The following is a 19700-nucleotide window of genomic DNA, read 5'->3' as shown; positions in this document are numbered from 1 at the left end:
GGCAATCGATAGTGCAGGATAGTTAAGCGTGAAGCGTGCCAAGTGTTGTGGGGAGGCGCGCAGGAGACCGGAAAATGAGTATCGAATTTCTTGCGCCCGAAGTGGATGAACTCACGCCGCGGATCGCCGTGATCGGTGTCGGCGGGGCCGGTGGCAACGCCATCGCCAACATGATGCGCGCGGACGTGCAGGGCGTCGATTTCTTCGTCGCCAACACGGATTCGCAGGCGCTCAAGCAATCGACCGCCAGCACCAAGATCCAGCTCGGCGCGAAGATCACGCAAGGCCTCGGCGCAGGTTCGCGGCCCGAGATCGGCCGCGCGGCCGCCGAGGAGACGATCGACCAGGTCGCCAAGATGCTCCAGGGCGCGCACATGTGCTTCATCGCCGCCGGCATGGGCGGCGGCACCGGCACGGGCGCGGCTCCTGTCATCGCCAAGGCGGCGCGCGACATGGGCATCCTGACGGTGGGCGTCGTCACCAAGCCGTTCGCGTTCGAAGGCAACCGCCGCGCCAAGAGCGCCGACGCGGGCATCGAGGAACTCCAGAAGTACGTCGATACGCTGATCGTCATCCCCAACCAGAATCTGTTCCTCGTCGCCAACGCGAACACCACGTTCAAGCAGGCGTTCGAAATGGCCGACGAAGTGCTCCAGCAGGGCGTGCGCGGCATCACCGATCTGATGGTCATGCCCGGCCTCATCAACCTCGACTTCGCCGACGTGCGTTCGGTGATGCAGGAGATGGGCAAGGCGATGATGGGCACCGGTGAGGCCGAGGGCGACAATCGCGCCATCGAAGCCGCGTCGAAGGCGATCGCCAACCCGCTGCTCGACGGCGTGTCGATGAAGGGCGCGAAGGGCGTGATCGTCTCGATCACCGGTGGCGACGACATGCGCCTGCTCGAAGTCGACGAGGCCGCGAACCATATCCGCGAACTGGTCGATGAAGACGCCAACATCATCTGGGGTTCGGCGTTCAACCCCGAGCTGGAAGGCAAGATCCGCGTGTCGGTCGTCGCGACCGGCATCGAGGCGGAGGTCCAGTCCGCGCCGCAGCCTGCCGCCACATCGTCGCGCTCGTTCAGCTTCGGGTCGGGCCGCCCGGCCGAGCCGACGCCGGTCGCGACGGCACCGGCACCGGCCGCTGCGCCTGAGCCGACGCCCGTGGCGCGAGCCGAAGCGCCCGCCGCACCGGCACCCGCCGTCGAGGAGCCTGACGAACTGGTTCTCGGCAGCGACACGCAGATGGCGCCTGCGCCGACGCCTGCTCCCGCGCCTGCGCCGACCGTGTACGGCGACGACGCGGCCGAGCCTGCACCGGAAGGCCCGGGCCGCCGCCGCTGGCTGTCCTCGGGCAGCGCGCCCGAAGCGGCTGCTGCGGAGCCCACGCCGCCGGCACCGCGCGTCAAGCTCGGCGGTACGCTGTTCGAACGCATGTCGAGCGTGTCGCGTGGCGTGGCGCGCGAGGACGATGCCGCCGCCGACAAGGATGCGGTCGAGATCCCGCGCTTCCTGCACCGCCAGAACAACCAGTGACCTGACGCGCGAGACGCCGGTGCGCCGGCGTCTCGTGTCGTTCCTGCGCACCGGGCGACCGCAAGAGACTTTCCGCCCACCTGCGTCCTGGGCTAGAGCGGTGGCGGTGGTGACACTCTATCCCACCCGTCCGGGTCGAGCGACGATGCCGGACGCGACTCTCATGGCATTACCCCGAGCGCAGCCGGGGCGAACGGATCGGGCGGTTCAATTCACGTGACACTCAGGCCAGGCACTGCCGGGATGCGACCGCTCCGTTCCCTTTCCGTCGCGCTGTTGCTCGCATCGGCCGCGCCGCTCCCCGCGCAATATGTCCAGCCGCTGCCGCAGACCTCCGCTCCGGAAGACGCCGATGCGCTGGCCGATCAGGTCCGTGCGCTTGCAGCCAATCCCAACGATCTCAATGCGCTGATCCGTGCAGGCGAACTGGCGACCAAGCTCGACGATCCCACCGCCGCCGGTACGTTCTTCGCGCGCGCGGAGCGGATCGACCCCCGCAATGCGCGCGTCAAGGCGGGCACGGCGGTGCTGCTGGTCCAGGCCGAGCGGCCGGGCGAGGCGCTGCGGCGTTTCGCCGAGGCGGAGAGCTATGGCGGCAGTGTCGCCAGCTTTGCTGCCGATCGCGGGCTCGCGTTCGATCTGGTCGGCGAGCAGGAGCGGGCGCAACGCGACTATCGGCTCGCGCTGAAGACGGGGCCGAACGACGAGACGACGCGCCGCTACGCGCTGTCGCTCGGCATCTCGGGCAAGCGTGACGAGGCGCTGGCACTGCTCGATCCGCTGCTGCGCAAGAGCGATCGCGGCGCATGGCGCGCACGCGCCTTCATTCTGGCGATGGGCGGCGACAAGGCCGGTGCCGAACAGATCGCGAGCACGATGATGCCCGCGGGCATGGCGCAGGGGCTGCAACCGTTCTTCGACCGGTTGCCGATGCTGCCGCCGGTCGATCGCGCCTTCGCCGTGCATTTCGGCGAGACCCGCCCCTCCGCGCAGCGCTACGCCGATGCGCGCATGGTGCCGGTGCTGCCCCCGCTCGGCCCCGATCCCGATGCGCGCGAACTCGCCGCCGCCGCCAAGGCGCGCGAGAAGCCGGTGCGCAAGGAGGAGGTCGCCAAGCCCGCCAAGCGCAAGCGCAACAAGCGCGAGCCGGTGGAACTCGCGGTGCAGGCGGTCGCGTCGCCCGCGCCGCTGCCGCTGCCCGCGCCGCCGACCTATATCGATCCCTCGGCACCACGGCCCAGCGCCGCACCGGGGCAGGGCGGTTATTACGTCCAAGCGTTGCCGGCGCCTCGCGCGTACACGCCGAGCTACAGTTACGGTGCGACCGCGCAGGCCAATCGCGCCGCTGCGGCGGCTACGCCGGTCAACCGCGCGCCGGTCGCCGTGCCGCAGACGCAGGTCACGCCATCCTATCAGCCGGTTCAGCCCGCCGGCGGACGCGTGATGCCGCTCGCGCCGCTTCAGCCGCAGCCGCTGCCCGCCGGGATCGCCGCGCCGGCACGGGTGCCCAGCCGCATGATGCCGCCGGTCGAATCCGCGACGAAGGTTACGCCGTTTTCCTCAACCGCCGCGCCGGTGCGCACGCAGATGGCGGGCGTGACGCCGCCTGTTCAAACCGCCACGCGCGCCGCGCCGACGCCGCAGACGATGACGGCCTATTCCGCGCCCGCGGGGACGGCGACCAGAATCGCGCCTGCGACGCAATCCTATGCGCCAATGCCAGCGCCGTTGCCGCCGCAAGGCCAAGCTCCTCTGACGCCAGCGGCCGAAACCGCGACCAGAGTCGCCCCCGCGCCGCAAGCCTATGCGCCGACGCCAACCCCGCTGCCGGCGCAGAGCGCGACCTCCTACCAAACTCCACAGCCCGCTCCGCAGCCCGGGTTTACCGCGAGCGCGCCGGCGACGTCCGCGCCGTCTTATCCGCCGACGACCGCGGCGTCCGGCGAACGGGCGCGCAGCGAGGATGCAATTCTGTCGGGCATCATCGCGGGGATCGGGGTGCCGGGTCGCGAACTCGGTGTCGCCCCAGTTGAGCCGGCGCGGCCCGCACCGATCGCGCAACCGACAGCCGAAGCGGTGCGGCCGGCACCGGTCGAGGTCGCCGCCAGCAAGGCGCCGATCCGGCCCGAGCCGCAGCGTCGCAAGTCGCTGGCCGATGATGCCGAGACCGGGGCCGCCGCTCACGCGCGAAAGTCCGCACCGACCCGAGCCGAGCCGGAGGATGAATCCGACCGCAGGAAGCCGGCCGACGTCCGTAGAGCCAACGGCAAGAAGCCCACCGAAACCGACGTTGCCACCGACACCCGGAAGGGCGCGGACGCGAGGAAGGCAGGCAGCAAGAAGGCTGCCGAAGCCGATGATGCGGCGGACGCCCCCAAGGGCGCGGCGGCGAAGAAAGCCGCTGGCAGGAAGACCGCCGGTGCCGAAGACGATACCGACGCGCGCAAGGGTGCCGCCTCGAAAAAGGCGAACGGCAAGAAGACGCAGGAAAACGACGACGAGGCTGACGCCGACGTCCGCAAGGGCGCCGACAAGAAGGCGGACGCTAAGAAAAAGGGCGCCGACGCGAAGAAGAAGGATGCCAAGCCGGTCGAACCGTCGCGCGTGTGGGTGCAGGTGTCGGGCGGCGCGAACGAGAACGATCTCTCCAAACAGTGGAACAAGCTGCGCACCGACAAGCCCGGCGCGTTCAAGGGCCGGCAGGGCTGGTCGACGCCGCTGCGCGCGACCAACCGCATCCTCACCGGCCCGTTCGCGAACGAGGGCGAGGCGCAGGCTTATGTCAACAAGCTGGCGAAACAGGGGCTTTCAGGTTTCGTTTTCACCAGCGAGGCCGGTCAGAAGATCGACAAGCTCCCCGCCAAGTGACTATCGCCCCGGGCGTGACCCAGCCGCTCGCCTTTCTCGCCGCCGATCCCGCCGCCAGCCGGGGCCGGCTCTATCCCGAACCGGGCGGCGATCTGCGCGGTCCGCGCGACGCGTTCCAGCGCGACCGCGACCGTATCATCCACTCGATCAGCTTCCGCCGGCTGCGCCACAAGACCCAGGTGTTCATGGCGCCCGACGGCGACCATTTCCGCGTCCGGCTGACCCACAGCCTCGAAGTCGCGCAGATCGCGCGGACGATCGCGCGCGCGCTCGGGCTCAACGAGGATCTCACCGAGGCGCTCGCGCTGGCGCACGATATCGGCCACCCGCCATTCGGCCATGCCGGTGAGAAGGCGCTCGGCGCGGCGCTTTCCGAGGTGGGCGGGTTCGACCACAACGGCAACACCTTGCGCGCGCTGATGGTGATCGACAGCCCGTACCCGCGCTGGCCGGGGTTGAACCTCGGCTGGGAAACGCTGGAGGGGCTCGCCAAGCACAACGGTCCGATCTCGCGGCCGGGCTGGGCGCTCGCCGAGGCGGATGCGACGTTTCCGCTGGAGCTGTCGCAATGGTCGTCGCTGGAGGCGCAGGTCGCGACGATCGCCGACGATATCGCCTATGACAATCACGATATCGACGATGGCCTGCGCGCCGGGCTGCTGACGCTCGACCAGTTGTTCGAAGTGACGCTGGTCGCGCGTGGCTGGGCAGGGGCGTGTGCGCGGTTCGAGGGGATCGCGCCGGCGCGGCTGACCGGGGAACTGATCCGCAGCCAGATCGGCGTGATGGTCAACGATGTGATCGCGGAAACGCAGCGTCTCGTGGCGGAGCACCGCATCGCCAGCGCGGCGGACGTGCGGGCGGCGGGGCGCTGCCTTGCCACGTTCTCGCCCGAGATGCAGGGCGAGGAGCGCGCGCTGAAACGCTTCATGTACGCCAACCTCTATTATCATCCCGCCCAGCTTGAGGCGGCGCGCGTGGCGGAGGGGATCATCTCCGGGCTGTTCGCCGCCTATCGTGCTGCGCCCGAGCTGATGCCGGCCGAATGGGCGATGCGGCTGCCGGCCGAGGAGCCGTGGCGCAGTCGCCATATCGCCGACTTCATCGCCGGCATGACCGACCGCTACGCCGTGTCGCGCTACCGCGAGTGCGTCGGCAAGATCGACCTGCCCGACGGGTTCTAGACTAAATTTTCCGGTAAAAATCAGACGCGTGTCGGCAGTCGGATCAGTCCCGGCCGGTGATGGCGACCGCGATCTCATAGGCGCCGACGAACGGATCGTAGTGCAGCTTCGAGCGAAGCTGGCGTGACAGACCTTCCATGACCCGGCCGTATCGCTCGGCGACGAGCGCCTGGAGGTCGTCGCTGTCGATCAGCCCGGGTGAGACCACCCGCAGCACCGCCCGGTCGGCCGTCTCGCCGTCGCGCACCGAAATGCGGATCGGGGCGGACGGGTTCGACGTCATCGACAGTTCGACGATCTCGGTGACGAGGAACGACACCGCGATGGCGATATCCTGCGTGGCCAGCACGGGCGCGATGTCGAGTGCGATGCTCAGCCGCGCGGCACCCTCCGGCGCGGTCGCGCGGATGTTGGAGGCGAGTTCGCCGATCACCGAGCGCAACGCGAGGCCACGGTTGACTTCCAGTTCGGCGAAATGGTGGCGATGCACCACCGCCAGCGCGTCGACGCGGCGCTGGATCGACGCATAGGCCGCAGTCGCCTCCGCGCTGCGCGCACCGCGCGCGTGGAAGTTGATGAGGCTCGAGATGACCTGGAGGTTGTTCTTGACGCGGTGATGCACCTCGCGCGTCAGCTTGGTCTGGCGCACCAGACCCTCGGCCAGCCCCGCTTCATGCTCGGTGACAGTGCGGCTGATCGCGCGGAACGTGTCGCCGAGTTCGCGGATCTCCTGCGCAGGCAGCATGGTGATCGCCTGCGGGTTGATCTCCTCGCCCGGGGTGAACGACGCGACGCTTGCGTTCAGGCGGCGCAAGGGGCGGATCAGCAGCCGGTCGACGATGAACCAGGCGATGCCTGCCGCCGCCGCCCACATCACGATCGGCAGCAGCATCGCGATCAGCACCGGCGAGGTGATCGGGGCGCTGCGGGCGCGCGTCTGAAGGGTGAGAGCGCCGATGCCGAGGTCGATACGCAGCGTTCCGCGCCGTTCGAGCACCTCGCGCGGGGGGAGGTCGAACAAGGTCAGTGCATCGTCGCCGCCGATCAGCTGCGCCTCGTAATCGGGCGCGAACTCGCTTGGGCGGGCGGTGCGGGCGAGGAAGGCGGCCGGGAAGAACGCCTCCGCATGCGTTCGGCCGTGCGCGCCGGCGATGGCGAGCGTGAGGCCGCGCCCGGCAATGACGCGCGCGGTGATCGGCGCAGCCGATTTGGGCGCGACGCTGAGCGCCGCCGGGAGCGCGGTGCCGCAGATCGCCCGGCCGCTCGCATCGGAAATCGAGAACAAGGCGCCGCCCGCCGCCTGCGGAGCGAATACGCCTTGCGCGCGCGCGCAGCTCGGCGCGTCGGCGTTGTCGGCATCCAGCGCGTTGAGCGCGACGCGAAGCGCAGTCATGTCGCCGATCAGTTCGATCGCGATCTTGCGCGCGCTCTCGGCCGACGCGATGCGCAGCGCGGCGCGCGCGCCGTCGTCGGCGATCTGTGTCGTGCGAAGCGAAGCGAAGAACGCGATGATCGCGAGTGGCAGCAACGCCGCGCTCAGGATCAGGAAGACCTTGGCGCCCGTCGGCATCCGCCCGGCCAGGCTGCGTCGCTCCAGCGATCCGTCCGCGGACGCGCCCATGTCCTGCGTCATGGCGTGATCAGTCGAGCTTGCCCAGGAGATCCAGCATCTCGGGCGGAACCGACTCATCGACCGTCTTCTGATAGACGGTACGAAGGGCCGCGCCCATGTCGCGATCCTTGCTTTGGACCTTCGCACGCACGCTCGGCGGCTTTTTTGAAGACTCGTCGCCCGAACGCAATTTCGTCCCCTTCGGCATCCGGCATCGCCGGGTTTTGAAACAAGACCCATCCGGTGATCCGGCGGGAAGCGGTGCTGATTACACGTCGTGTAGCCGCAATGAAACCAAAGACCGCTTCGATTGTTCCACCTGCGATGCGAAAAACGATACCCGTCGTTTTTCGAGCCATTCGCATTGCATTGGCGACCGGCCCCTTGCACATGGGCGGCGCTTTCTCACGGAGGACCCCCAAGGTCATGTCGCTAGGACAACAGCTCGCACCGCATCTTCCCTTCCTTCGGCGGTATGGCCGCGCCCTTACCGGCAGTCAGGCCCAAGGCGACCGTTATGTCCGCGCCACGCTCGAGGCGATCGTCGCCGCGCCGAACGAATTCCCGCGCGAGGTCGACCCGCGGCTCGGGCTCTACCGCATGTTCCAGGCGATCTGGACCTCGGCCAATTTCGACGAGACCGCTGACGAGTCGAGCGTCGATCCCAACGCCGACGCCGAGGCGATCGCGCGCGCCCGGCTCGCGCGGATGACGCCGCTGTCGCGTCAGGCGCTGCTGCTGACCGCGATGGAGGGGTTCACTCCCGAGGACGCGGCCTATCTGATCGACGTCGACACCGGCGAGGTCGAATCTTTGGTCGCCGAAGCGCTGACCGAGATCGAGAAGCAGACCCGCAGCCGCGTGCTCATCATCGAGGACGAGCCGATCATCGCAATGGATATCGAGACGATCGTGCGCGATCTCGGCCATGAGGTTACGGGCGTGGCCGTCACGCGCGACGAAGCGGTGGCGCTCGCGATGGAGGACCGTCCGGGTCTGGTGCTCGCCGACATCCAGCTTGCCGACGACAGTTCGGGCATCGATGCGGTGAAGGACATCCTCGCCGAATTCTCGGTTCCGGTGATCTTCATCACCGCTTTCCCCGAGCGGCTGCTGACCGGCGAACGCCCCGAGCCGACCTTCCTCATCACCAAGCCGTTCCAGCGTTCCACGGTCAAGGCGGCGATCAGCCAGGCGCTGTTCTTCGATTCCGCGACCGTTCCGGCCTGATATTTTTCACGGGTTCCACTCGATACGGAGCCAAAACGGCTTTGGTACGTTGGAACCCGTATGGCCGACGAAGACACACCCACGGAGATCAGCGCCACCGAGGCGCGTAGCGGCTCCACCCCGCATGTCACCCGCTACGTGCTGGTGATATCTCTCGTCATCGTCATCGTGCTGTTCGCGATCATCCTCATATGGGGGATGCGCTGATCCGTTTTCGGTTCGGTGGCAGATGGACTTTGCACTTCCCCCACACCATGTATCGTGCCGGGAATAGAAACGGATGTTGATGAACGACGCGCACGATATCGAAGACGAGGGCGAGGCCGCCGCTGTTGAGCACGTCGCGCTCTCCGATACGGAGTTCAAGGCGCAGCTTGCCCAGGTGATCCCGCATCTGCGCGCGTTCGGTCGCTCGCTGTCGGGCAGTCGCGACCTTGCCGACGATCTGGTGCAGGAGACGCTGATGAAGGCCTGGGCCGCGCGTCAGCGTTTCCAGGCCGGCACCAACATGCGCGCATGGACCTTCATCATCCTGCGCAATCTCTACCTTTCGCAGATGCGCCGCGCGCGCTTCAAGGGTGAGTGGGACGATCTCGTCGCCGACCGCATCCTTGCGGCCCCGGCAAGTCAGGATCGCCACGTCGAGCTCGGCGATATGCAGCGTGCGCTTCTGCACCTGCCGCAGCCGCAGCGCGAGGCGCTGATCCTGGTCGGCGCAGGCGGCTTCGCCTACGAAGAGGCAGCGGAGATCTGCGGTGTCGCGGTCGGTACGATCAAGAGCCGTGTGGCGCGTGGCCGCGTCGCGCTCGAGGCGTTGATGAGTGACAACACGCTTCCTTCGCGGCGCACGCACAGCAATGAACCCGGCATGACGGCGCTCGATACGATCATGGGCGAGGTGGATGATCTCAGCCGCGATCGCGACCGGGACGCCTGATCCTCAGGCGCGCCCGCGCGTTCGGTCGGCCTGATCGATCCGCGCGAGCAAGCCCGAGAAGTTCCGGTCTTCGAACGGAGCTTCGAACGCCTGGCGCAATGCGCCGCTGATCGTGTCGGTCCGGCGTGGAGCCACAATGGCGAGGTGGCCATCTTTCGCGTTTACCGCGTCGAGGTTCGACTTGATCGACATCATGAAGATCAAAACGGGTCAATCTCGCTTTTGTTGCTTACAGTGGTGAAACAACCGGGCAATCTGTTCTGCGTTGTATGAAAAGCACGGTCGGCCCCAACGAGATCATCGCCGCGCTCGATCGCGCGCAGCGGCACGCGCCCTTTCTGGCGTTGTTGCTGCAACGCGAGCCTGACCTCGCGGAGGACTTCGCCGCCGGCCGCTTGCCATCGCTCGACAATGGCGGCGACTATGCCAGTGGCGTACCGGTTGCGACACGGCTGCGGCTTGAGCGGCGGCGGCTCGCGTTAGTCGTCGCGGTCGCCGATCTTGCCGGTGCATATGATCTCACCGCCGTCACCGCCGCGCTGTCCGGTTTCGCTGATCGCGCGCTCGACACCGCGATCCGTGCCGCGATCGCCGAACGCACGCCCGATGCCGAGCCGCGCGGGTTCGCGGCGATCGCGCTCGGCAAACAGGGCAGCCACGAACTCAACTATTCGTCGGATATCGACCCGATCCTGATCTTTAATCCCGCCACGCTGCCGTGTCGCCCGCGCGAGGATGTCGGCGAAGCTGCGGTTCGGATCGCGCGGCGCGTGGTCGAAATCCTCCAGAACCGCGACCGCGACGGCTATGTGCTACGCGTCGATCTGCGGCTGCGGCCCTCGCCCGAGGCCACGCCGGTCGCGCTGCCGGTCGATGCGGCGATCTCCTATTACGAATCGCTGGCGTTGCCGTGGGAACGGGCGGCGTTCATCCGCGCGCGTGCGGCGGCGGGCGACCTTGCGCTCGGCACGCGGTTTCTCGATGCGGTGCAGCCGTTCGTATGGCGGCGCGCACTCGATTTCGGCGCGATCGGCGAGATCCGCGGCATCTCGAGGCGGATCCGTGACCATCACGCGAAAGGGCAGGCGTTTGGCCCCGGCTACGACCTCAAGCGCGGGCGTGGCGGCATCCGCGAGATCGAGTTCTTCGCGCAGATCCATCAACTGATCCACGGCGGGCGCGATTCCGCGCTGCGGGCGCCGGCGACGCGCGATGCGCTCGCCGCGCTGGCGGCGGCGGGGTGGATCGACCCCGGCGAAGCGGCGGCGCTGTCGGACGCCTATACGACGCTGCGCACGATCGAGCACCGCGTGCAGATGGTCGAGGATCGGCAGACGCATCGCCTGCCCGAAGGCGCGGCGCTCGATTCGCTGGCGCAGTTGCACGGGCTAGGCGATGGCGCGGCGCTGCTGGACCTGCTGCGCCCGCACGTCACACGCGTGGGCCGGACCTATGATGCGCTCGATCCTGTCGAAGGCAATGCCATGTCGTTCGATGCGGACCGTCTTGCCGCGCAGCTTGAGCAAGCTGGATTTGACGATCCGGCAGCGGCGGCGCGCGCGATCGGCCAGTGGCGGGCGGGCACCTATCCGGCGCTGCGCAGCGAGGCGGCGCGGTCGGCGCTGGAAGCGGTGCTGCCCGGCCTGATCGAGGCGCTCGGCCAGGCACCCGATCCGGGCGTCGCGATCGCCAGGCTCGATACGATGCTGTCGCATCTGTCGAGCGCGATCAACGTCTTCCGGCTACTCGAAGCGCGTCCCGCATTGGCGCGGCTGCTGGCGCTGATCCTCAGCCATGCGAAGACGCTGGCGGATGCGATGGCGCGGCGGCCCGAGCTGTTCGATGGGCTGATCGACGCGAGCGCGCTCGGGCCCGTCGGCGATGTCGCCGCGCTGGCGGCGGAGATGCGCGGCGGGCAGGATTATCAGGCGCAACTCGATCATGTCCGCCGCATCGTCGGCGAGAAGCGGTTCGCGCTCGGAACGCAGATCGTCGCGGGCGCGAGCGACCCGCTCGCTGTGGCGGCGGGCTATTCGCGCGTGGCGGAGGCCGCGATCGAGGTGCTGGCGGCGGCGACCATCGCCGAGTTCGTCGCGGTGCACGGCCGCGTGCCCGACAGCGAACTCGTCATCCTCGCGCTCGGCCGGTTGGGCGGAGCTGCGCTGACGCATGCGTCGGATCTCGACCTGATCTACGTTTTCACCGGCGATTACCGCGCGGAAAGCGACGGCGCCAAACCGCTCGGCGCGGTGCTCTACTACAACCGGCTGGCGCAGCGCGTGACCGGCGCGCTGTCGGCGGCGACCGCGTTCGGGCCGCTGTACGAGATCGATACGCGGTTGCGGCCGTCGGGCACGCAGGGGCCGCTCAGCGTCTCGCTCGACGGGTTCGCGCGTTACCAGCAGGAAAGCGCGTGGACGTGGGAGCATATGGCGCTCACCCGCACGCGGGCCGTGTTCGGCTCGACCGCCGCGCGCGCCGAGGTGCAGGCGGTGATCGACGGCGTATTGCGCGGCGCACGGCCGCAGCGCGATGTGCCCGCCGAAGCGCTGGCGATGCGCGCGGAGATGGCCAGGCACAAGCCGCCGACCGGACCGCTCGACGCGAAGCTGCTGCCGGGCGGGCTCGTCGATCTCGAGTTCGCGGTCCACATCCGCCAGCTCACTCGGCTGACCGGGTTCAACCCCAATCTCGCCCGCGCGATCGCCGCGCTGGTGGGCGAGGGGCTCGCGCCGCCCGCGATGATCGAAGCGGATGCGCTGCTCACTCGACTGCTCGTCACCTTGCGGCTGGTCGCGCCCGACGCGGCGATCCCGCCCGAGCCGACGCAGGCACTGATCGCACGCGCGCTCGGTATGGCGGACTGGGATGCGGTGGTTGCCTCGTTCGCCGCGACCCGGCAGGAGGTCGCCGACTTTCTCGCGCAGGTCGCGGCAGGAGATGACGATGGCGATTGAACAGGGCGGCGCGCTGCCCGATCTGGACCTCACCGGCGCGGACGGGGCGAAGCTGCGCCTGCGCACGTACGTCGGCAAGCCGTTGGTGCTGTACTTCTATCCCAAGGACGACACGACCGGCTGCACGCGCGAGGCGCAGGATTTCAGCGCGCTCGGCCGCGATTTCGCCGCGGCCGGCGTGGCCGTGCTGGGCGTCTCGCCCGATACGCCCGCCAAACACGCCAAGTTCACCGCCAAATACGATCTCACTGTGCCGCTCGCCAGCGACGCGGAGCATGTGGTGATGGACGCGTTCGGCGTGTGGGTCGAAAAGAGCATGTACGGCCGCACCTATATGGGCGTCGAGCGTTCGACCTTCCTGTTCGCCGTCGACGGCACGCTCGCGCAGAGCTGGCGCAAGGTGCGCGTCGCCGGCCATGCCGAACAGGTGCTGGCGGCGGCGAAGGCGCTAGCCAAAGACCTGAGATGAGCGAGAGCGTCTCCGCCGCGATCCGCGCCGTGCTGGAGACGGCCGATCCAAAGACAAAGGTGATGCGCGCGCGGGCGGTGGCGCGCGGCTGGCGACGCGGCGATTTCGCAGCCCCAGACGGCAGCGCGATGCCCGATCGTCCGGCGCGCCCGGCCGAGCCGGTGCTGCTGGCGCCTAATCAGATGCCGCGTCGCGGCAAGGGGTCGCTACACGGTCGGATCGCGCTGCTGCATGCGCTCGCACACATCGAGTTCGTCGCGATCGATCTTGCCTTCGACATGGCGGGCCGCTTCGGCGCGCAGTTCGCGCCCGAGTTCACCGGCGACTGGCTGGCGATCGGTGCCGAGGAGGCGATGCATTTCGCGCTGGTCGATCGCCGCCTGCGCGTGCTTGGCAGCCGTTACGGCGCGCTGCCCGCGCATGACGGCCTGTGGGAAGCCGCCGAGGAGACCGCCGGCGACGCGCTCGCCCGATTGGCGATCGTGCCGATGGTGCTTGAGGCGCGTGGGCTCGACGTGACGCCCGACATGATCGCGCGCGCCGATGCTGGCGGCGATACCGCTACCGCCGGGGTCCTGCGGCGCATTCTGAAGGACGAGGTGCGGCACGTCCACGCTGGAACCAAATGGTTCGAATCGGGTTGTGCGGCGCTTGGCCACCCTCCGGAAATATACTGGAAGGAGTTGCTTTCACGCCATTTTCGCGGCGGATTGAAGCCTCCGTTCAACGACTCGGCGCGCCACGCTGCCGGTCTGACGCGCGATTACTACGCCGCGCTTGCCCCGGGATGGTAAAAACAGCCACTACTTAGGCGTCCGGAGCGCGGAGGGGCTGCGAACCGGACGTCAAGGGGCGGGTGCCGTCGTCTTCCGGCAAACGCATTAACGGTCGCTGGGGACAGATGAGCAAATTTTCGAATGAATCGGGCGTGCGCTCCGCGCGGCTCGCGTCTCTCTTCACTACCCGCGATCTCGGTCGGCTAGACATGGTGGCGAAGGCGCGCGTGATGCTCGCCAGTGTCGTATCGGTGGTGCTGTGCTGCTCCGTGCCGGGTATCGCGCAGGCAGCGGAAGCTGCGGGCGCGACGGCTGGCGCGGCCGGTGGGCCTTATGAAGCCGCCGGCGGTTCCGAGGCGGCGGCCGACATGCGCGCCGACGTGCAGTTCCGCTCGCTGTTCCAGACCTGGAAGAACCTCGACACACTGCACCAGGGCACGATCGCGATCCCCTCGGTCCAGCCGGTCGAGCATCTCGCCTACACCAGCAATTTCGGCATCCGCACCGATCCGTTCCGTGGCACCGCCGCGATGCATGCCGGTGTCGACATTCCCGGCCCGGTCGGTACCCCCGTCTATGCCACCGCCGATGGCTTCGTCGATCGCGCGGAGCGTGCCGGCGGCTATGGCAACATGGTCGAGATCGATCACGGCAAGGGCATCCAGACTCGTTACGGCCATCTTTCCAAGATTCTCGTTCCCGCCAACACGCGCGTCCATCGCGGGCAGTTGATCGCCCTGATGGGGTCGACCGGCCGCTCGACCGGTCCGCACCTCCATTACGAGGTTCGCATCGACGGGCATGCGGTCAACCCGGTGCCGTTCCTCCAGAACGCCGACTATCTGCTCGCGGTGCAGGATCGCGCGTTGCACACAATCCCGGTCGGGGTCGGTCCTGCGGCGGATGACTCCGCCGACTGAGGCTTGCGTCAGTATGTCGAGAGAACGGGCGTCGGTCGCGAGACCGGCGCCTTCTTCTTGATGAGGTTTTCAGCCCTATCGCGCGCGACATCGAGCGAGCGCCTCGCGGCGTAAGTGTGACGCTTCTGGTGTCGCCCGACGCCTTCTCGCGCGGCTTGCGTGCCGGCTGGACGGTAACGGCGGGTCCGCTGGCGGCTTCGACCTGCGGAGACTATCCCTTGCGCGTGCCCTTCGTCGATCGCACCGGCGCCGCATCGGGGCTGAAGCCCAGCTCGCGGCTGATCGACAGCGCCGTTGCCAGAACGGCGGTGGCAAGCTCCTCCATCCGCGCGTCGTCGAGATATTGCGACTGCGCCGCCACGTTGATGGCGGCGACAATCCGTCCGGTCGCATCGCGCACAGGTGCCGCGACCGCGTTGATGCAGTCGGGCGCCGCTCCGATCTTTAGCACTACGCCGCGCGCGGCCGCCGTTGCCATCTCCGTCGCCCAGTCGCCGGTGTCCTGCGCAGGCAGCGCGGCGAACAGCCGGTTCCATGTCGCCGCATCGTCGTCGAGCAGCAGCGCCTTGCCGAGCCCGGTCTCGGGCAGGAAGCGGGTGCTGCCCGCATCGGTCGTCACCGCCACCCTCTCATTACCGGCGGCGCGCATCAGGTGGACCGATTTGTCGAGCTCGCGCCGCCCGAGGAACGCGCTGAGCCCGGTCTGCCGCGCCAGCGCGATCACCCAGGGGCGCGCGACCGAAACGAGATCGAGCCGTTGCAGCGACGCCTGGCTCAGCCGCAACAATTCGCCGCCGCCGCGAATCAGATTGTCGGGCGAAACGGCGAGGAATTCGCGCGCGATCAGTGTCTTGGCCAGCCGCCGCACGATGCTGAGCGGCAGGCCGCTGCGCTGCGCGAGGTTTGCGACGGTCATCGGTTCCGACGCGGCGAGCGCCAGCAACGTCAGGCCACGTTCAAGCGTCTGCGCGCCGAGATTGCGTTCGGGGGCAGGGCGTGCGGGCTCGACGCCGTCGCCGGCGGCTGGCTCGGCGGGGCTGATCGTGGTCGCCAAAACATCCTCCTCAAAACGTCACAAATTGGGATCGCGCGAGCGCGTCCATATCGGTCCGATCTAGGCGGAGTTGCGGCCCACGTCGAGCCGGGACGCACCGGTTGCCGTCGGCCCCGCCACCGCCTATCTGATGCGCATGGAAACGCTCGCACCCGACATCGCCCTGACTGACTCCGCTGCCGCCCGCGTCGCGACGATCGCGGCAAAGCAGGGCAAGCCCGCGATCCTGCGGCTGTCGGTCGACGGCGGCGGCTGTTCGGGCTTCCAGTACAAGTTCGGTTTCGCCGACGCGGTGGAGCAGGATGATGCCGTGGCGGAGAACGGCACGGTGCGGCTGGTGGTCGATGCCGTCAGCCTCGATCTCGTGCGCGGCGCGGCGGTGGATTATGTCGAGGAACTCGGCGGCGCGGCGTTCCGCGTCACCAACCCGCAGGCCGCCTCCGGCTGCGGCTGCGGCGCCAGCTTCTCGATCTGATGCGCAGTCCTAACGCGTGAAGATCGTCAGCTACAACGTCAACGGCATCAAGGCGCGTCTGCCGCGGCTGCTCGAGTATCTTGCCGAGGAACAGCCAGACGTCGCCTGTCTTCAGGAGCTGAAGACCACCGACGAGACGTTCCCGATCGCCGAGATCCGCGATGCCGGCTACGGCGCGGTGTGGCATGGCCAGAAGGGCTTTAACGGCGTCGCCGTGCTCGCCAAGGGTGCTGATCCGGTCGAGCGCAAGCGCGGTCTCGACGGGGAAAGCGAGGACGATCATAGCCGCTACCTCGAAGCCGAGGTCGGCGGCATGGTGGTCGCGTCGATTTATCTGCCCAACGGCAACCCGCTGCCGGGGCCCAAGTTCGATTATAAATTGCGCTGGATCGAACGGCTCGCGGCGCGCGCGCGCGGTCTGCTGGCGGAGGAGCGCGCGGTGGTGCTGGCGGGCGACTATAACGTCATCCCCAACGACGACGACACCTTCTCGGTGCGCGCGATGGCGAGCGATGCGCTGATGCAGCCCGAGAGCCGCGCAGGCTTTCGCGCGTTGGTCGCGCAAGGCTGGACCGATGCGCTGCGCACGCGGTATCCCAAGGGTGGCGTGTGGACCTTCTGGGATTATCAGGCAGGTGCGTGGCAGCGTGATGCGGGTTTCCGCATCGATCATCTGCTGCTGTCGCCGATCGCGGCGGACCGGCTTGTCGATGCGGGCGTCGACAAGGTGTATCGCGGGCGTGAAAAAGCGAGCGACCATGCGCCGACCTGGGCGCGCTTGCGCTAGGGGAACACGACGGCGCGTGGGCGCGAGCGTTTACCCGGCGAGGCCGTGCGCCGCGGCTTGTACCGCATGCGCCTCGACCCGGCCGGGCAATATGGTTTAGCGCGAGGCGACGTTCACGGTGCTGACGCTGGCGGACGCCGGTCCGCAAGCCTTCTCCACCCAGCGGCCCTTCTTGTCCCAGCAACGCGGATCGAGATTGGGGACGCCGGCTGCGCTGGTGATGACAGGGTGGCGCGGGAAGCGCTGGTCACCCCAATAGACGAGGCTGTTGCGCAGGGTGCCGGTCTCTTCCAGCGCGACCTTGTAGAATTGTCCGCGCGGCGCCATCGCCGCGCGCACCGCGACATCGGCCGCAGTCTGGCAGAAGCCGTATTGCGCATCCACTGCGGTGAATGTCGAATAGTTGCGCGTGTCGAAATGGTCGAACGCGGTCTGCCCGGCCTTGACCGTCTTATTGGTGCGGATGAAATATTTGGTGACGACGTCGTAGGACTTCTTGATCTCGTCCTTATGATTGAACAGCACCGCATTGTAATTCGGCACCGACAGCAAGGTCGGCTCGAACTGGCATTGCAGCGCCGCCACGTTGAGCGCGGCGCGCATCTGCCACACGAGCGCGGCGCGGACTTCGGTGGGGGTGGCGCCGGGGAAATCGGTCGCGAACTTGGCCTCGGTGCCGGTGATCGGCACGCCGGTCATGTCATGAGGGCTGAAAAAGAACTGTGCATGGGCAGGCAGAGCAAGCGTTGCTGCATACATCGCAGCCATTCCGCATAACGCACGGTACGGTTTCATCTTTTTCTCACTGGAAGAGCAGTCCCTTTACCATGTTTAGGTCGTTTTTCGCCGCAGCCCAAACGCTTTTTCGCGCGGGTGCGTAACGGTTCCGTAAAAAAGCGTCAGGAATCAAAAAGGCCGCCCGGACGATCCGGACGGCCCTCAAACCACCGTTGCCGGTGATTACATCGCGTTCGACGACTCGTTCGACATCGTCGCGCCGTTGTCGGCCATCGTGCCGTCGACTGCGGTCATGTTGTCCGACATCGTGTCCGTGCTCTCGGTCGAGTTCAGGTCGGTGACGGTGGTGTTGTCGGTGGTGCTGGTGGTCTTGCCGCAAGCCGACAGCGAAACCGCCGCAGCGGCGATCAGCGAGGCGGTGGCGACCTTGGAAATGAATGCACGCATGTAAAAGCTCCCTAGATAGGCGACCCGGGTGGCCGTCTGACCTTATTACCCAAATCGTGGTGGACATTAGTCGGATACGGCATTGCCCTCAAGTACAGTTTTCCGCACCGCCGCGAAGTCGTTCAAGAAAGGCCGGAAACGCTTGGGCAAGTGCTGCGTCGAAGCCGGCGAAATCGCTTGGCCGGTCGAGCGCCTGCGCGCTGGTGACGGCGAATTCGGGCAGACCGCACGGCACGATGCCAGCGAAATGGGTGAGATCGGGCGCGAGGTTGATCGCAAAGCCGTGCAGCGTCACCCAGCGCCGCACGCGCACGCCGATCGCGCCGATCTTCGCCTCCGCGCCGCTCGCGTCGCGCGTCCAGATGCCAATCCGGCCGGGCGCGCGGAACGCGGCGATGCCGAGCGTGGCGAGCGCCTCGATCAGCCAGCCTTCGAGCGAGCAGATGAAGTGGCGGATATCGCGCCCGCGTGCGTTGAGGTCGAGCACCAGGTAGCCGACGCGCTGCCCCGGCCCGTGATAGGTGAAGCGCCCCCCGCGCCCGGTCTGCACCACCGGGAAACGCGGATCGAGCAGCTCGGCCGGGTCGGCGCTGGTGCCGCCGGTATAGACCGGCGGATGTTCGAGCAGCCAAACCAGCTCGCGCGCCTCGCCTGCGGCGACGGCCGCAGCGCGCGCCTCCATCGTGGCGAGTGCATCTTCATACGCGATGCGCGTCGGTTCGACGCGCCATTCGATCTCGTTGGGCAAGTCCATCACTGCCGCCGATTGCGCCCAAGCGCGCCAGAGTGCAAGATTTCGCGCGATCGATTGGCAAGGGTCCGCCGCTTGCGCTAACGCGGAATGCATGGCGATTGGTCGCGGGGGTAACATGGTCAGCATCGAAGCGGTGTGGGACAGGACGTCCGAGTTCCTCGGCGATCATCTCGGCAGCGTGCTGCGCATCGCCGTGCCGCTCGTGTTCGTGCCGATGGCCGCGCTCAGCATCGTCATGCCGCTGATCGGACGGGCTGCGGGCGTCGCCAATCTCGGGCTCGGCCTCGTCGCGATCGCGCTCGGCGTGGTGATGATCTGGGGCAATCTCGCGCTCACCGCGCTGGTGCTCGACCCGGAGGCGCGGGCGGGAGCGGTACGCCTCGGCGCGCGGCGGCTGCCGGCGGCGGTTCTGGTGTCGGTGCTGGAGATGATCGTGGCTGTTGCGCTGGTGGTGCCGATCTTCGTCGCCTTTTACATCGGCGGTGGCGGCGCCGTGGCGGTGCGGATGCCGATGGCGGGCGGGCTGCCGACGATCGCGTTCGGGCCGGCGCTGTTCATCCTCCTCTACGGGCCGGTCTATGTACTCGGGGCGCTGGCGCTGGTCGCACGGTTGCTGCCGTTCGATGCGGTGCTGGTGGCGGAGGGGCGCGGGGTCGCCGCGCTGCTGCGCGCGTGCCGGCTGACGCACGGACTGACGCTCAAGCTGGTCGGCGTGCTGCTGCTCTACCTGCTCGTCTCGCAGGTGGCGGCGCTCGCCACCAAAACGGTGTGCGGCGCGATCCTCGGGCTGTTCACCATCGGTGACGATACGGTCAACCTCGCCACCATCGTCACCGCCATCCTCGTTGCGGTCGTCCAGACCGGCTTCTCCGTCCTTGCCACCGTCTTTGCCGCGCGCCTGTACGTCGCGGTGCGCGATGTCCGCGGGGACGTCGTCGAACTCGCATGAAAAGC

At 68.0% G+C, this 19700-nt stretch carries 19 protein-coding genes and 1 pseudogene; 13 read left to right on the top strand and 7 right to left on the bottom strand.

The window, feature by feature from the left end:
- Positions 1–74 precede the first annotated feature (74 nt).
- The 3 genes from ftsZ to AC3ANX_RS13615 all read left to right on the top strand — a co-directional run bounded on the left by ftsZ (position 75) and on the right by AC3ANX_RS13615 (position 5590).
- A complete protein-coding gene (gene ftsZ, locus AC3ANX_RS13625) occupies positions 75–1538 on the top strand; it encodes a cell division protein FtsZ (protein WP_488333808.1) in 1464 nt (487 codons plus the stop codon).
- Positions 1539–1781: 243 nt separating this feature from the next.
- Positions 1782–4406 carry an SPOR domain-containing protein gene (locus AC3ANX_RS13620; protein WP_488333807.1) on the top strand — a complete coding sequence of 875 codons (2625 nt, stop codon included), beginning with the start codon at positions 1782–1784 and terminating at the stop codon, positions 4404–4406.
- Positions 4403–5590 carry a deoxyguanosinetriphosphate triphosphohydrolase gene (locus AC3ANX_RS13615; protein ID WP_488333806.1) on the top strand — a complete coding sequence of 396 codons (1188 nt, stop codon included), beginning with the start codon at positions 4403–4405 and terminating at the stop codon, positions 5588–5590. Before AC3ANX_RS13620 ends, AC3ANX_RS13615 begins: the two co-directional genes overlap by 4 nt.
- A 43-nt stretch (positions 5591–5633) precedes the next feature.
- On the opposite strand, the gene AC3ANX_RS13610 is transcribed toward AC3ANX_RS13615, so the two are convergent.
- A complete protein-coding gene (locus AC3ANX_RS13610) occupies positions 5634–7223 on the bottom strand; it encodes a sensor histidine kinase (protein WP_488333805.1) in 1590 nt (529 codons plus the stop codon).
- A 7-nt stretch (positions 7224–7230) separates the two neighbouring features.
- Positions 7231–7410 carry a NepR family anti-sigma factor gene (locus AC3ANX_RS13605; RefSeq protein ID WP_488333804.1) on the bottom strand — a complete coding sequence of 60 codons (180 nt, stop codon included), beginning with the start codon at positions 7408–7410 and terminating at the stop codon, positions 7231–7233.
- A gap of 218 nt (positions 7411–7628) precedes the next feature.
- On the opposite strand from AC3ANX_RS13605, the gene AC3ANX_RS13600 reads away from it, so the two are divergent.
- From AC3ANX_RS13600 to AC3ANX_RS13590, 3 genes are all read left to right on the top strand, one after another.
- Positions 7629–8432 carry a response regulator gene (locus tag AC3ANX_RS13600; RefSeq protein WP_488333803.1) on the top strand — a complete coding sequence of 268 codons (804 nt, stop codon included), beginning with the start codon at positions 7629–7631 and terminating at the stop codon, positions 8430–8432.
- Between the two features lie 60 nt (positions 8433–8492).
- Positions 8493–8639, top strand: coding sequence for a hypothetical protein (locus AC3ANX_RS13595; RefSeq protein WP_488333802.1), 147 nt, complete (start codon positions 8493–8495; stop codon positions 8637–8639).
- Positions 8640–8718: 79 nt separating this feature from the next.
- Positions 8719–9369, top strand: a complete 651-nt coding sequence (locus AC3ANX_RS13590) for a sigma-70 family RNA polymerase sigma factor (protein ID WP_488333801.1) — start codon at positions 8719–8721, stop codon at positions 9367–9369.
- Between the two features lie 3 nt (positions 9370–9372).
- Here AC3ANX_RS13590 and AC3ANX_RS13585 read toward each other — a convergent pair whose 3' ends face one another.
- Positions 9373–9564: a hypothetical protein gene (locus tag AC3ANX_RS13585; protein WP_488333800.1), complete on the bottom strand. Its 192-nt coding sequence runs from the start codon at positions 9562–9564 to the stop codon at positions 9373–9375.
- A gap of 74 nt (positions 9565–9638) precedes the next feature.
- On the opposite strand from AC3ANX_RS13585, the gene AC3ANX_RS13580 reads away from it, so the two are divergent.
- From AC3ANX_RS13580 to AC3ANX_RS13565, 4 genes and pseudogenes are all read left to right on the top strand, one after another.
- Positions 9639–12326 carry a bifunctional [glutamine synthetase] adenylyltransferase/[glutamine synthetase]-adenylyl-L-tyrosine phosphorylase gene (locus AC3ANX_RS13580; RefSeq protein ID WP_488333799.1) on the top strand — a complete coding sequence of 896 codons (2688 nt, stop codon included), beginning with the start codon at positions 9639–9641 and terminating at the stop codon, positions 12324–12326.
- Positions 12316–12795, top strand: a complete 480-nt coding sequence (locus AC3ANX_RS13575; protein WP_488333798.1) for a peroxiredoxin — start codon at positions 12316–12318, stop codon at positions 12793–12795. The genes AC3ANX_RS13580 and AC3ANX_RS13575 overlap by 11 nt, the downstream gene beginning before the upstream one ends.
- Positions 12792–13589 (top strand): ferritin-like domain-containing protein, encoded by a 798-nt coding sequence (locus AC3ANX_RS13570; RefSeq protein ID WP_488333797.1) that lies wholly within the window; start codon positions 12792–12794, stop codon positions 13587–13589. The genes AC3ANX_RS13575 and AC3ANX_RS13570 overlap by 4 nt, the downstream gene beginning before the upstream one ends.
- 299 nt (positions 13590–13888) lie before the next feature.
- Positions 13889–14491: pseudogene (locus AC3ANX_RS13565) on the top strand (M23 family metallopeptidase); the annotation flags it as partial.
- A gap of 211 nt (positions 14492–14702) precedes the next feature.
- On the opposite strand, the gene AC3ANX_RS13560 reads toward AC3ANX_RS13565, so the two are convergent.
- Positions 14703–15545, bottom strand: a complete 843-nt coding sequence (locus tag AC3ANX_RS13560) for an IclR family transcriptional regulator (protein WP_488333796.1) — start codon at positions 15543–15545, stop codon at positions 14703–14705.
- A gap of 136 nt (positions 15546–15681) precedes the next feature.
- Between AC3ANX_RS13560 and erpA the strand changes: the two genes are divergently transcribed.
- Both erpA and xth read left to right on the top strand, forming a co-directional pair.
- The gene (erpA, locus tag AC3ANX_RS13555) at positions 15682–16020 is read left to right on the top strand and encodes an iron-sulfur cluster insertion protein ErpA (RefSeq protein WP_488333795.1); all 339 of its coding nucleotides are present in this window, start codon (positions 15682–15684) and stop codon (positions 16018–16020) included.
- A gap of 16 nt (positions 16021–16036) precedes the next feature.
- Complete coding sequence (gene xth / locus AC3ANX_RS13550) at positions 16037–16807, top strand: exodeoxyribonuclease III (protein WP_488333794.1); 771 nt, start codon at positions 16037–16039, stop codon at positions 16805–16807.
- Positions 16808–16903: 96 nt separating this feature from the next.
- Here xth and AC3ANX_RS13545 read toward each other — a convergent pair whose 3' ends face one another.
- The 3 genes from AC3ANX_RS13545 to lipB form a co-directional block, all read right to left on the bottom strand.
- Positions 16904–17506 (bottom strand): hypothetical protein, encoded by a 603-nt coding sequence (locus AC3ANX_RS13545; RefSeq protein ID WP_488333793.1) that lies wholly within the window; start codon positions 17504–17506, stop codon positions 16904–16906.
- Positions 17507–17767: 261 nt separating this feature from the next.
- Positions 17768–17992 carry a hypothetical protein gene (locus AC3ANX_RS13540; RefSeq protein ID WP_488333792.1) on the bottom strand — a complete coding sequence of 75 codons (225 nt, stop codon included), beginning with the start codon at positions 17990–17992 and terminating at the stop codon, positions 17768–17770.
- A gap of 88 nt (positions 17993–18080) precedes the next feature.
- Positions 18081–18746 carry a lipoyl(octanoyl) transferase LipB gene (gene lipB, locus AC3ANX_RS13535; protein ID WP_488333791.1) on the bottom strand — a complete coding sequence of 222 codons (666 nt, stop codon included), beginning with the start codon at positions 18744–18746 and terminating at the stop codon, positions 18081–18083.
- 115 nt (positions 18747–18861) lie between these two features.
- Between lipB and AC3ANX_RS13530 the strand changes: the two genes are divergently transcribed.
- Positions 18862–19695 carry a hypothetical protein gene (locus AC3ANX_RS13530; protein ID WP_488333790.1) on the top strand — a complete coding sequence of 278 codons (834 nt, stop codon included), beginning with the start codon at positions 18862–18864 and terminating at the stop codon, positions 19693–19695.
- Positions 19696–19700: the final 5 nt, after the last annotated feature.

The organism is Sphingomonas sp. BRN-1R, assembly GCF_057748035.1.
This window is presented reverse-complemented; position numbering and strand designations above follow the sequence as displayed.